The sequence below is a fragment of the Paracoccus xiamenensis genome, from assembly GCF_011308835.1.
GTDB lineage: Bacteria > Pseudomonadota > Alphaproteobacteria > Rhodobacterales > Rhodobacteraceae > Paracoccus > Paracoccus xiamenensis.
On sequence record NZ_JAAOHY010000004.1, the window covers coordinates 306,808 to 318,467 of the forward strand.

At 58.9% G+C, this 11,660-nt stretch carries 12 protein-coding genes, 1 tRNA gene and 1 pseudogene; 8 read left to right on the top strand and 6 right to left on the bottom strand.

The genetic code is table 11. From position 1 onward, the window contains the following. Positions 1–39: 39 nt before the first annotated feature. Positions 40–621, bottom strand: a complete 582-nt coding sequence (gene rsmD, locus G7044_RS11610; protein ID WP_166329049.1) for a 16S rRNA (guanine(966)-N(2))-methyltransferase RsmD — start codon at positions 619–621, stop codon at positions 40–42. Beyond that, positions 618–1,820, bottom strand: coding sequence for an NAD(P)/FAD-dependent oxidoreductase (locus tag G7044_RS11615; protein ID WP_166329050.1), 1,203 nt, complete (start codon positions 1,818–1,820; stop codon positions 618–620). The genes rsmD and G7044_RS11615 overlap by 4 nt, the downstream gene beginning before the upstream one ends. Positions 1,821–1,926: 106 nt before the next feature. Here G7044_RS11615 and G7044_RS11620 point away from each other — a divergent pair. The 7 genes and pseudogenes from G7044_RS11620 to G7044_RS11650 all read left to right on the top strand — a co-directional run bounded on the left by G7044_RS11620 (position 1,927) and on the right by G7044_RS11650 (position 6,505). Continuing rightward, positions 1,927–2,002 (top strand) — tRNA-Ala (locus G7044_RS11620). A gap of 284 nt (positions 2,003–2,286) precedes the next feature. Then, complete coding sequence (locus G7044_RS11625; protein ID WP_166329051.1) at positions 2,287–2,580, top strand: ribbon-helix-helix domain-containing protein; 294 nt, start codon at positions 2,287–2,289, stop codon at positions 2,578–2,580. Positions 2,581–2,677: 97 nt separating this feature from the next. Then, a complete protein-coding gene (locus G7044_RS11630) occupies positions 2,678–3,073 on the top strand; it encodes a VOC family protein (RefSeq protein WP_166329052.1) in 396 nt (131 codons plus the stop codon). Positions 3,074–3,135: 62 nt separating this feature from the next. After that, entirely contained in the window at positions 3,136–3,657 is a 522-nt protein-coding gene (locus tag G7044_RS11635; protein WP_166329053.1) for a Twin-arginine translocation pathway signal, read from the top strand. 13 nt (positions 3,658–3,670) lie between these two features. Further along, on the top strand, positions 3,671–5,245 hold the full coding sequence (locus G7044_RS11640) for a GMC family oxidoreductase (protein ID WP_166329054.1): 1,575 nt from the start codon (positions 3,671–3,673) through the stop codon (positions 5,243–5,245). A gap of 127 nt (positions 5,246–5,372) precedes the next feature. Then, a pseudogene (locus tag G7044_RS18205) lies at positions 5,373–5,441 on the top strand (IS6 family transposase); the annotation flags it as partial. Between the two features lie 71 nt (positions 5,442–5,512). Beyond that, positions 5,513–6,505 (top strand): IS481 family transposase, encoded by a 993-nt coding sequence (locus G7044_RS11650; RefSeq protein WP_166329055.1) that lies wholly within the window; start codon positions 5,513–5,515, stop codon positions 6,503–6,505. Here G7044_RS11650 and G7044_RS11655 read toward each other — a convergent pair. The 4 genes from G7044_RS11655 to G7044_RS11670 form a co-directional block, all read right to left on the bottom strand. Continuing rightward, positions 6,485–7,009: a hypothetical protein gene (locus G7044_RS11655; protein WP_166329056.1), complete on the bottom strand. Its 525-nt coding sequence runs from the start codon at positions 7,007–7,009 to the stop codon at positions 6,485–6,487. The two genes, G7044_RS11650 and G7044_RS11655, sit on opposite strands and share 21 nt — an antisense overlap. After that, positions 7,006–8,742, bottom strand: a complete 1,737-nt coding sequence (locus tag G7044_RS11660) for a hypothetical protein (protein ID WP_166329057.1) — start codon at positions 8,740–8,742, stop codon at positions 7,006–7,008. Before G7044_RS11660 ends, G7044_RS11655 begins: the two co-directional genes overlap by 4 nt. Before the next feature lie 5 nt (positions 8,743–8,747). Then, on the bottom strand, positions 8,748–10,118 hold the full coding sequence (locus tag G7044_RS11665) for a DUF4123 domain-containing protein (protein ID WP_166329058.1): 1,371 nt from the start codon (positions 10,116–10,118) through the stop codon (positions 8,748–8,750). Positions 10,119–10,451: 333 nt separating this feature from the next. Continuing rightward, the gene (locus G7044_RS11670; RefSeq protein ID WP_166329059.1) at positions 10,452–11,108 is read right to left on the bottom strand and encodes a hypothetical protein; all 657 of its coding nucleotides are present in this window, start codon (positions 11,106–11,108) and stop codon (positions 10,452–10,454) included. A 213-nt stretch (positions 11,109–11,321) separates the two neighbouring features. Here G7044_RS11670 and G7044_RS11675 point away from each other — a divergent pair. Further along, positions 11,322–11,660: hypothetical protein (locus G7044_RS11675; RefSeq protein WP_166329060.1), on the top strand; the 339-nt coding region annotated here is incomplete at its 3' end.

Sequence of the window (11,660 nt, forward strand, 5' to 3'; positions counted from 1 at the left end):
TTCACGCTGGCGCAAATATCCTCAGGGGGTGAATGGCCGTCAGGCCAGAGGGGGCGCGAGCGCCCCTTGCCTTTGAAGGATGGTGACCAGCGTGTCGCCATAGCGCCGCTGGTCCAGCAGGTCGAAGCCCGGTGGCAGGGTGGGTGGCGCGCTGTCTTCCCAGATGACGACGGCGCTGTCCGTCAGCCAGCCGCCGTCGATGGCCGATTGAAGTGCTGCTTCGCCCAAGGTCTTGCCATAGGGCGGATCCATGAAGATCAGGTCATAGCCCGGTCCGCGATTGGGGCCGAGCTTCAGCGCGTCACGACGCCAGATATCGGTGCTGCCCATGGCGCGAGCCTTTTCGACATTGGCGCGAAGCAGGGCGCGGGCCGCCGTGCCGTCATCGACAAAGGCCACGCGGGACGCACCGCGCGACAGTGCTTCCAGCCCCAATGCGCCTGTACCGGCGAACAGGTCTAGCACCCGCATCCCCTCCAGCCGGATGCCGAGGCTGTTGACCAGAAGGTTAAACATCGTCTCGCGGACGCGGTCGGTGGTCGGGCGCAGATGGGCGGCGGGATCACCGGCGCCGACCTCGGCCAGTTTCAGACCCCGCAGCGTGCCGCCGATGATCCTCATAGTAGCTCCTTCACCGGGATCGCCGGGTCGGCGACGCGTGCCGGGTCGGCAGTCTTTCCGGCCTCGATCATGCGCTTGCCGACCATATAGGCGCGGGCGTCATTCAGCGCGTCCACAGCGATCAGCTGACCGCCGCGGTAATACCAGACCGAACCGGCCTGATCGCTGTCTCCGGGGCGTTTGACGGTGCGGTCATAGCCCGTATTCAGCCCGGCGATCTGCAATTTCGCATCATATTGGTCCGACCAGAACCACGGTTTCGGCGTATATTCCTTGCCGGCACCCAGCATGTTCTGCGCCACCAGTTCGGCCATGTCGATCGCATTGCCCACGCTTTCCAGCCGCAACCGCTGACCTTGCCATGGAAACGAGGCACAATCCCCCGCGGCCCAGATCGCCGGATCCGTGGTTCGCCCCTGTGTGTCGCAGGCAATACCGTTGTCTAGTGTCAGTCCTGCCTCAGCGGCGAGCGCAGTTTCGGGGTCAATCCCGATCCCCAGCACCACCAGATCGGCGGGCAGCAGGCGGCCATCGGCCAGCCGAACGGCGCGGACATGGGTGTCGCCTTCCAATGCCTGAATCGCCGTGCTTTCCATGATCTCGGTGCCGTGGGCATGGTGCAGGTCGCGGATCATGTCAGCGGTTTCGGGCGCAGCGACGCGGCCGAGAATGCGCGGCGCCGCCTCGACCACGGTGACATCGAGCCCGAGCTTGCGGGCGACCGCGGCGGCCTCCAGTCCGATATATCCGCCACCGATCACAACCAGCCGCTTGCCCGGCGTCAGTTCGGGTTTTGCCCGGTGGATGTCGGCGATGCCCCGCACCGTGTGCACGCCATCCAGATCGCCCCCGATTGCCGCCGGCAGCCTGCGCGGGCTTGCCCCAAGCGTCAGCGCCAGTTGGTCGTACGGGACCTGTCCGGCCGAGGTTTCGACCAGCTTCGCTTGCCGGTCGACCCGTGTCGCGCGGGTTCCGGTCAGCAGGCGGATATCCTGATCGCTCCACCAGTCGTCCCCGCGCAAAGTCAACCGTTCCAGCGGCATCTCACCCATCAAGTAGGCCTTGGAAAGGGGGGGGCGCTGATAGGGCGGTGCATCTTCGTCACCGATCACGGTGATGCCGCCGCCATGGCCTTCTGCACGCAGCTTTGCCGCCATCGAGGCCGCCGCCTGACCCGCGCCGAGTATCACGATATTCATGGCAATCCCCTTTTGCGCCCGTCATGGCCCGCCCGGCGCGGCCATGCAAGCCCCGCGATTTCCCAGCTTGACATTGCAGCAGGTGCGGGCCAGAAATCGCGTCGATGGGGCCGTAGCTCAGTTGGTAGAGCGCGTCGTTCGCAATGACGAGGCCAGGGGTTCGATTCCCCTCGGCTCCACCAGCTCAATCAATTTCCGCCGGTCGACATCACGGGCCCTAACCAGTCGCGCGCTGGCAGTGCGCTGCGGGGTAGCTTTCCTGACGCTGACTTTCGCCCCACCAGCGAGAGGATACGGGCAAGACGAGCTCACGCGATGCGGGGCCATGTGGGTCCGCACTTGATATTGGCTTTCGTTGGGTCAGAGCATGCATGCCGGTATCACCCGAGGGTGACCGGACTTGAACGTTGACCATTGCAGTGTGATAGCCCAAGATTAACGAAAGCAAGCTTAGCGAGATCAAGCGATGTGCCAGATCTTTGCCGGTCAGGACCCAAGGCGTTATGAAGCTGTCACCCGACGGCTGCGCCTGAACGGTCAATCGACGTCGATCCGGTTGGAGCGCGCTTTTTGGGGGATACTGGACGACATTGCCGCCAATCAGGGCATGTCGACACCTGCCTTCATCTCGAAGCTGCATTCCGAGGTTCTGGAACTGCATGGCGAGGCGCGGAACTTTACGTCTCTGCTGCGCTGCGCCTGCACGGTCCACCTGGGCGAAGATCAGCAGATCGCTGTTCAGGCCATCGCCGCCGAATAACGGAAATCCGCGATTTGGCCCTGTAGTAACCCCTTACTACCCGCCGCTTCTGCCAATCTTCTAGGCTGTCCTTACCATTAAGAACAGCGAGGGCCGCATGGCCAAATACATTCATTCCATGATCCGGGTTCTGGACGAAACGCGGTCTGTTGATTTCTATGACAAGGTCTTCGGCCTGAAGGTCGCCGACCGGCTGGATTTTCCCGAATTCACACTGATCTATCTGTCCAACCCCGAGGCAGAGGCAGAGCTGGAACTGACCGTCAACAAGGGCAGGACAGAACCCTATGATCTGGGCGATGGCTACGGCCACCTCGCCGTCTCGGTCGATGATGTCGACGCGCTTCATGCGCGCCTGACCGATGAAGGCTTCAACCCGCGCAAGCTGGTCGATTTCGCGCCGGGCGGCGAGCTTGTCGCCCGGTTCTTCTTCATCGCCGACCCGGATGGCTACCAGATCGAAGTGCTGCAGCGGGGGGGACGCTTCAAATAACGCAGAGACGCGGATCAGGAGGAGGTCCGCGCCATCTGTAAAACAACAAGGGAGGAGGAAACATGTCCAATATCAGGAATCTGGGCCTGACCCGGCGGGCGCTGCTGTCGCGGACAGTGGCGGCCGGCGCACTGGCCGTCGTGGGAACGGGCTTCATTGCCGCACCCGATGCAGCCTGGGCCGTCGAGGTGACAGCAATCAGCGAACATGAGATGGCGACGCTGCTGCAAATGTCGCGCGACATCTTCCCGCATGACCGGGTGGCAGACCGTTTCTATGCTACCGCCATCAAGGGCTATGACAGCGCAGAACAAAAGGCCGCTGTCGCTGAGGGTATCGCAGCAGTCGATGCCGCGGCCAAGGCAGCGGGATTTGACGACTATCTGTCCATCGGCTGGGAGGCGGACCGCGTCGCCGTCCTGCGTGGGATTGAAGACATGCCTTTCTTCCAGACCGTTCGCGGGGGGTTGGTGACCGGCCTCTATAACCAGAAAGAGGTCTGGCCTCTGTTCGGATATGAGGGCGAGTCCTACTCGCAGGGCGGTTATATTGACCGCGGCTTCGACGACATCGAGTGGTTGTAAGGGGGGACGGATCATGGCGGAGGCAGCAAAATTCGATCTGACCGATGACAGCGTTGTCGTCATCGTCGGGACAGGCGCCGGTGGCGGCGTGCTGGCGAACGAACTGGCGCAGAAGGGCGTCAAGGTCGTGGCACTGGAAGCGGGCGGGCGTTACCTGCCCGAGGATTATGTGAATGACGAATGGGATAGTTTCGGGCAACTCGCCTGGACCGATCCGCGCACGACCAGCGGAGACTGGCGTGTAGCAAAAGACTTCTCCGGCCTGCCGGCGTGGATCGTCAAGGCCGTCGGTGGCACCTCGATCCATTGGGCCGGCGCATCCTTGCGCTTTCAGGATCATGAATGGAAGGCACTGACGAATTATGGCCCGGTCGAAGGCGCAAACCTGCTGGATTGGCCCATCGACAGCGCTGAAATGGCCCCGTGGTACGATCTGGCCGAGGCCAAACTGGGCGTGACCGGCACAGGTGACCGTCCACGCCTGCCGGGTTGCAACAACTATCTGGTCTTCGAAAAAGGCGCCAAGGCACTGGGCTATCAGGACGTCCATAGCGGCAACATGGCGATCAACAGCGTCGAATATGATGACCGAATGGCCTGCCAGCAGACAGGCTTCTGTTTTCAGGGCTGCAAATGGGGTGCGAAATGGTCCTCGGCCTATACCGACATTCCGCGTGGCGAGGCGACCGGCAATCTTGAAGTTCGGGCCAACGCCCATGCCGCACGCATATTGCATGATGACAGTGGCAAGGTCACCGGTGTCGAGTATTTCGACGGCGATGGCAATCTGCAGATGCAGGCCGCGCGTATCGTCTGCGTCGCCGGCAACAGCTTTGAAAGCCCGCGGCTGCTGTTGAACTCGGCCAGCAGCATGTTCCCCGACGGGCTGGCGAACAGCTCGGGGCAGGTGGGCCGCAACTACATGCGCCACACGACCGGCTCGGCCTATGCGATTTTTGACAAGCCGGTGCGGATGTGGCGCGGCACGACGATGGCGGGCATTGTCCGCGACGAGGCAAGACACGACCCCACACGCGGCTTCGTCGGCGGATACGAGCTGGAAACGCTGAGCCTTGGATTGCCATTCATGGCGGCTTTCCTTGATCCGGGCGCATGGGGACGCGAGTTCACGACGGCACTGGACAGCTACGAAAACATGGCCGGCATGTGGATCGTGGGCGAGGACATGCCGCAAGCCGAGAACCGCGTCACCTTGTCCGATGTGACGGACAAGTTCGGGCTTAGGGTCGCCAACGTCAATTTTACCGACCATCCGAACGATATCGCCATGCGCAACCACGCCTATGAGCAAGGGCAGGCGATCTACAAGGCCGTGGGCGCGACGCGCACGCTGCCGACGCCGCCCTATCCGTCAACCCATAATCTGGGCACCAACCGCATGTCCGAACGCCCCGAGGATGGCGTCGTGAACAAATGGGGGCAAAGCCACGACATCCCCAACCTGTTCGTCAGCGATGGCAGCCAATTCACCACGGGCGCGGCCGAAAACCCGACGCTGACCATCGTAGCACTGGCAATCCGTCAGGCGGATCACATTGCCAGGGAGCTCGCGGCGGGGAACATCTGACGTCTGAACGGAGCGTCATCAGGCAAGGCCTCCGCAGCAATTGCGGGGGTTTTGTCTCAAAGTTTTCGGTGTCCGGGGGGCGGTAGATATGTCCGCGGTGTCAAGAGGTTGGCCAGGAGCTTGCGGCGTGATCGAGTTCAAGGGTGTGCACTACCCGAAGTCGGTGATCCTGCATGCGTTGTTCTTCTATGTCCGCTAAGCCGTTTCCTGGTGTTTGATCCCACGTTTTGATGGTGTGATCCTTTCGAAGGGATGGAAGGATGCCCTATGGGACAAGTTCGTCACGGAAGCGCCACGACCACGCACGCCGTCAGAGCAGCAATACAGCGATCGCAAGCTTCGCTCGCGGCGCTGAGCCGGGAGCTGGGGATCAATCCGAGGACGGTTGCGAAGTGGCGTAAACGGCAGACGGTCGATGATCTCAAGACAGGGCCAAAGAAGCCGCGCTCCACGGTCCTGACCGAAGCCGAGGAGGCAGCCATCGTTGCGTTCAGGCGGCACACCTTGTTGCCTCTGGACGACTGCCTCTATGCCCTGCAGCCATCCATCCCGCACCTGACACGGTCAGCGCTGCACCGGTGCTTGCAACGGCATTGCATCTCGCGCTTGCCTGACGTCGAGGGCGACAAGCCGAAGCGGTCGAAGTTCAAGCGCTACCCTATCGGGTTCTTCCACATCGACATCGCCGAGGTGCAGACTGCCGAGGGCAAGCTCTATCTTTTCGTCGGCATCGATCGCACGAGCAAGTTTGCCGTGACCCATCTCGCCGACAGAGCGGACAGAAAGACAGCTTGGGAGTTCCTGCAGCACATGCTCGAATCCGTGCCATATCAGGTCCACACCGTCCTCACTGACAATGGCATTCAGTTCGCTGAGCAGCCTCGGAACCGGAACACTGCTTATTCCCGGCCCATGCGTTTCGACATGGTCTGTGAGGCCAACGGGATTGAGCACCGGCTAACCAAACCCAACCATCCCTGGACCAAAGGGCAGGTCGAGCGAATGAACCGAACGATCAAGGAGGCCACCGTCAAACGATTCCACTACAACAGCCATGATCAGCTGCGAAAGCACCTCTCGGACTTCATGGCAGCATACAACTTCGCGCGCCGGCTCAAGACCCTCAACGGGTTCACACCCTACGAATACATCTGCAAGATCTGGACATCAGAGCCGGACAGATTCATCTTGAACCCGATCCACCAAATGCCGGGACTGAATACCAAGAGAAAGCGCACATCAAGACCACGGATTAAATGATTTCTTCAGGCAGTGTAAAACCGAAAGAAGTTGCTTGTTCGACCCTGCGGGATCATCGGCAGAATTAATAAAATTCTTACGATAGGATGTCGATATTGGCTTCCAATAGTATGTAGGCGGCGGCAGTACATCGCTCACCTTATACTGATCATTCACTACGGTTTCCATTAAGCGCTCCACCCCGCCGGGCCAAGTCATTATAAAAACCGCAACCTCTCGAATGTCTAAAAGCGTTTCCGCACTTGCAAGCGTATTTCGCATTTCCAAGAGGCCTTTGGAAACCACGTCTTCGTCATCCTTTAAATCAACCAACGCACGGCTCAACCAAGCAAGGTCATCCTCTCGCCCCTCCTTAATGGCGACAACAACCCCACGAGGAAGCGGAACTCCTTTCTTAATCCGAGAGTGTATATAACTTCTCGTGTTTGCCATCATACTGATGTACTCCACAATCATCCGATCCGCTCGTTCAAACAAATCAATGATTTCTTTAGCGTCGCTCATAGATCACACTCGTCTATTTTTCCTGCATTGCGAACGGCACGCAGCGCTGAAGTCGGTGCATTCCACTCAGTGTGCCAGTATTCTTTTACCTGATCGGGCTTCACAGCCGGAGCCGGATAATCTCGCGGAAGCCAGATCTGGGTCCCGCCACCCTCCAAATAGTAGCCGCTTTTCCCGACTTGTTTCAAATCCTGCGGACCAATCTCACCTATAAACGCAAAGGGCGGCGGAGGAACATCTACTACAATATATGCTCCGCCCTGGTTCCAACTATTCAGCACAGCATCTCTTGCACGCCACTCTGCCTCTGTGGAGGTTGGTCTCGATGGGCTCCAAAACTGCCCTTCATATCCTTTCTCATCGCTGACAACGCGATACAGCTTATCTCCAGGTCGAAACTCTTTGTAATTTGGTTTAGATCCGAAAGTACTCATCACTTTTGAAACAAATCGCTCTGGATCACTCTCAATTGAGTTCTTCAACGATACAGGCAGCTTGGGATCTTTTAAAAATTCGTCTTTCCATCTTTCTGCTGAATCAATAATCTGCTGCATTTTTAATGCTGCCGCCTCATCGATTTGCTTCGCTCCGAGTTCCAGGGCGCTTTTATCAAACCCTTCGCGTGCCATGGTTTTCTGCCATGAATTAAACGGTCCTGCTTCCACTACCGCCTCTACCGTCCGCCGGATGATGATGGATTGCGAAGGCAACACAGCATGCGTGCGGGTGGCGAAACGGGCAAGTCCATTGATGATCTTGGCCTGAATTTTGCTGGCGACCTCGGAGAACTTCTCATTTGCCATCGCACGCACGGCCAAAATCGCGGCCTGGGCTTCGGCCACCTTGGTCGGCATGAGCCTGCTGGCCAAAGCGATCTTTTCGGTAACCATGTCCATCAGATCGTTGAATTTCTGCGTAACGAAGCCGACATAGCCCGGGATGTCATCGGCTAGCTTTTTTACAAACCTGTAGCCGTTCAACGGCCTGCCGACCTTGAACAGCGCCTTGTTGATGTAGATCAGAATTCGCCCGACATCATCGGCGTTCTTCCAGACGAGCTTGATGACGCCTTTCGCCAGCGAACCGAGAGTGGGGACCAGTCCAATCAGACAGGCAAAGACACCGACCCAAACGGCGATTTCACCATAGCGTTTGTCCCAGACGAGTGCCTTGCCATTTGCTACCAGGTCGCGGACGTCTGCTACCTGGTCAACACCGGGAACCATTGTGACGACGGCGTTGGTGATCACCTGTCCCGTGGACATATCTTCGTTGAAGTCGCCCATGACGACGCCGCCGGTCCAATCAGCAGCTCCGGCGATCCCGTCTGCAACCCGGCTGAAAAAGCCTCTCTCGTCGACAACCTTGCCAGGATCGTCGGCCGTTTCCGGTTCGGTCGGATCATCGTAAAAGAAGACCTCAACCTCGCCTTTGTAATCGCCCAGATCGACATGGACGAATTCATGCGCGGATTGCTGCGTCACGGTCAGCACGCCTTCGGTAATGACCTCGCCGCCAGGCTTGCCGCCATTCGGCCTTTGAACGACAAAAACTGCATCGGTTACAGCCTGCTCGCTCGGGTATTCATATCTGACATGGATCCAGTTGCCGGTATGGCATTCCGCACAGCCGCCGCCTGTGGCTTTGCCGCCCGCTGAAGCTGCCGTATTCTGCGCGCTTCGATAATCATCATGGCCGAAAGAGCCGTCAAGCGGATATGCTTGGTCACCCATCTATTTTACTCTTTACCAATTCTTCCACAAAAAATATCGATCAACACTTCTAAGTCATTCCGAGACGAGCGCAACAATGCTTCCCTCGTCACCGCATGCAGCGGGTCTTGCATGAACCAGGGGGTCCATAGCAGCGCAATCCGGGAATGTGCCCTTCGCCGCAGCGAATCCTCTTCGATCGGCAAACCCGCTTGATGCCATCCCAGCCTGCAGGCAGTTTGAAACGCCTCGCACTCTGCCGCTGACAAAAATCCTGCTTCCTCTGCCGACACCCGCGCCTGTTGACCTGTGGCCTGCAGGTGCTTCAGATCGGCAAGCAAGTGCTCGACACCTTTATTCGTCGTGACATGGCGATGCCGGGGATCGTCACGAAGCGCCTCATCGAAGCGCAAGGCCCGAAGCGACGCTGCCTGCTTCGGCCGGTTCAGCTTTGCTGACATAACCGGTACGACCCTCGGATCCTGCAGGAAATGCGTGCCGTAAAAATACGCACATGCGCAGATGCGCGCGACATCGGCAGCGCGGCGAATGTCCATCCGGGCCATCGCTTCGCTGATATACAGAAAGGACTGGGCTAAAGGTTCAGCTGTTTTCAGGCCCAACCGCTTGGACTGACCGGGCACTGCCTTGAACAGGTCTGCGGCCAGTTTCTCTGCAAACTGTCTGGTTGCGCCTTCCGCGAACCGCCGCCGATCCGATTGCAAAAGCACAGGCACAGCTGTCAAGGTTTTCGGAGCCGGGGTCACGACGGTCGCCTTGCCGATTTCAAAACTGATCGCGACGACGCTCGCGATGTCCCCTCCGGTAAACGGGCTGGACGAGCTTTCAGCGTAATCTCTGATCATGCGCGGCTCCCAGAAGCGCTGGAAAAACCACTTTCCTGTCTCATCTTTGATACGCGTGAATTTTCTGAAATGCCGCCACATCTCGTCGAGGTCGCGACGAGCACGGATGTAGATCCCCGGCTCGCGATCCCATACATGCCAAGGCGCATCAGATCGCGTGAACAAGTTACGGGTGAAGCTGTTGCCCTCTTCCAGCCGCAGCACCCAGGGGGCGACGTCCTTCAACTCGTCATAGGCGCCGCTCTTGAACAGGCAGCGGTATACCAACCGGCTGTCCTCCAGCAACTCGGGCAGGTTGGGGATCTTGGAGGCGTCAAGGATCGCATAGGTCTGCATGGGCGGGACGGCAGCAGGATTGCCGCCGGCAGCGTCGAATTCGACCGAGGTCGGGGCCGGCTGACCAAACAACGCGTCATAGAGGGTTTCCGGCACGGTCTTTTTTGGAAATAACCCGATCTGGCGATCTAGTGGCTTAACACCCTCAATGGTCTCGATCCGCAATACCGGCGGCTCCGACTCAGGTTCAGCCACTCCTGACTTGCCCGGCTTCAGGGCCCATGGATCATCGTCACTTTGATCGAAAGGGGTACTCATCGTGCCGGACGTTTCACTCTGCACATGTTGTCGCAACGGCCTCATAGTAGATACGTAAGCGCTCAGCCACCCTCAACCGGAATTGGCTGACCCTCACCGGCCCGGTCGGGAGGCGCCTTGTGCACTCGACGATAATACTGCTCTAATATTGCTCTGGCCAAGTCATCGTTGGGCGACCATACCCTAGCGATCACGATCCCGCTGTCCCCGCTCTGCCCGCGCCTCTTCGATCAGTGCAGCGACATTGCACTCGGCGATCATTACCGCCGCCTAGCCGCGCTTTCGCCTGTCTCGGAACAATTCGAGTCCCAGTTTCCGTGCGGCGCGCAACAGGAGCGGCGTTCGCGTGAAGTGCGATCGCGCAACGATCATCAGATTCAACGTCCTCTGCCTTTTCCTTTTGGGTATCGGCCGCCCAAACCCCGCCCACTCGGCCAAAAACGCGTCCAGTGTTTCGGGCCGAAACCCTGCCATGCGTTGGTTGAACTGATAGTCAGGCTCGATCAGCCCATCGGCCAGCAGCACGCGAAACACGTCGAGGCTGACGCCAAGTTGCCGCGCCGCATCATGCATGTTCAGCAGGCCTTTCAACTGCGGGGCCAGCTCTGCGATCAGGGCCGGATCGACCTCGTGATCAAGGCCAACCCGCTTCTTGGTCCGCGTCTTCAGGACTTGCGCCGTGATCTTGGCGCCGATGCCATGCCTGGCACAGAGAACGCTGAGGCTCTTGGGCTCAATTCCTCTGGCGCGGATGCCAAACACCTCCGAATGATGGGTGAAGTAGAAATTTTCACTGACATATTCGGCCAGCACCTCGCAGATCGGTCGATAGGCGGGCTGATCCTTGCGGAAATAGAATGCATCGAAGGCCTTGCCGAACGCGTATCGATAATCGTTTCCCTGCCGTCCCCGGCGGACACCCGTCACGACCTTGAGGTCCGTGCGGTGATTGTGGCGGAATTGGACTCGTGCCGTTCGCTATTGGAATCGGCTTTCTGGTCAGGGGCGAAGCGCCTGGCTTCATATTTCTCGCCGTGCTGCCGCTGATTCCATTTGCGGCAGCGGCTGCCATTCTTGTTGCCTCAACGAGCAAAGAGAAGTGGTACCGATAGTGGCCGGAGCAGTAGCATCGCAGTCAGAGTGGCTGCTGCGCGCAATGCTTTAATCCATCATCGAGCCAGCTGGATCGAGTATGTGTTCGAGCCACCGACTGGTGAAGACCACCGGCGCGCGGCGGCGTTGCTGGACGTGCTGGTCGATCTTCTAGCCGAAAGCGGCATCGGCGTGACGCCTCTGCCGATCCTCGCGGACGATCCGGCTGATTGGTCGCGAAAGCGAAGGCTGCGGGCGTCGATCAATGAAAGCTATTTCGAACTGACGGTGAATCCCGAAGGTGGGATCAATCTACTTTTCGGCTTTGAAGACAAAAGCTTTCATGAGCACGGGCTCAGCGTCGAGGCAGTCATTATCCTGATCCAC

Coding starts and splice junctions, on each gene's coding strand:
- G7044_RS11635 (WP_166329053.1), top strand. CDS start 3,136: ATGTCCAATATCAGGAATCTGGGCCTGACCCGGCGGGCGCTGCTGTCG.
- G7044_RS11650 (WP_166329055.1), top strand. CDS start 5,513: ATGGGACAAGTTCGTCACGGAAGCGCCACGACCACGCACGCCGTCAGA.
- G7044_RS11615 (WP_166329050.1), bottom strand. CDS start 1,820: ATGAATATCGTGATACTCGGCGCGGGTCAGGCGGCGGCCTCGATGGCG.
- G7044_RS11630 (WP_166329052.1), top strand. CDS start 2,678: ATGGCCAAATACATTCATTCCATGATCCGGGTTCTGGACGAAACGCGG.
- rsmD (WP_166329049.1), bottom strand. CDS start 621: ATGAGGATCATCGGCGGCACGCTGCGGGGTCTGAAACTGGCCGAGGTC.
- G7044_RS11660 (WP_166329057.1), bottom strand. CDS start 8,742: ATGGGTGACCAAGCATATCCGCTTGACGGCTCTTTCGGCCATGATGAT.
- G7044_RS11640 (WP_166329054.1), top strand. CDS start 3,671: ATGGCGGAGGCAGCAAAATTCGATCTGACCGATGACAGCGTTGTCGTC.
- G7044_RS11655 (WP_166329056.1), bottom strand. CDS start 7,009: ATGAGCGACGCTAAAGAAATCATTGATTTGTTTGAACGAGCGGATCGG.
- G7044_RS11625 (WP_166329051.1), top strand. CDS start 2,287: ATGTGCCAGATCTTTGCCGGTCAGGACCCAAGGCGTTATGAAGCTGTC.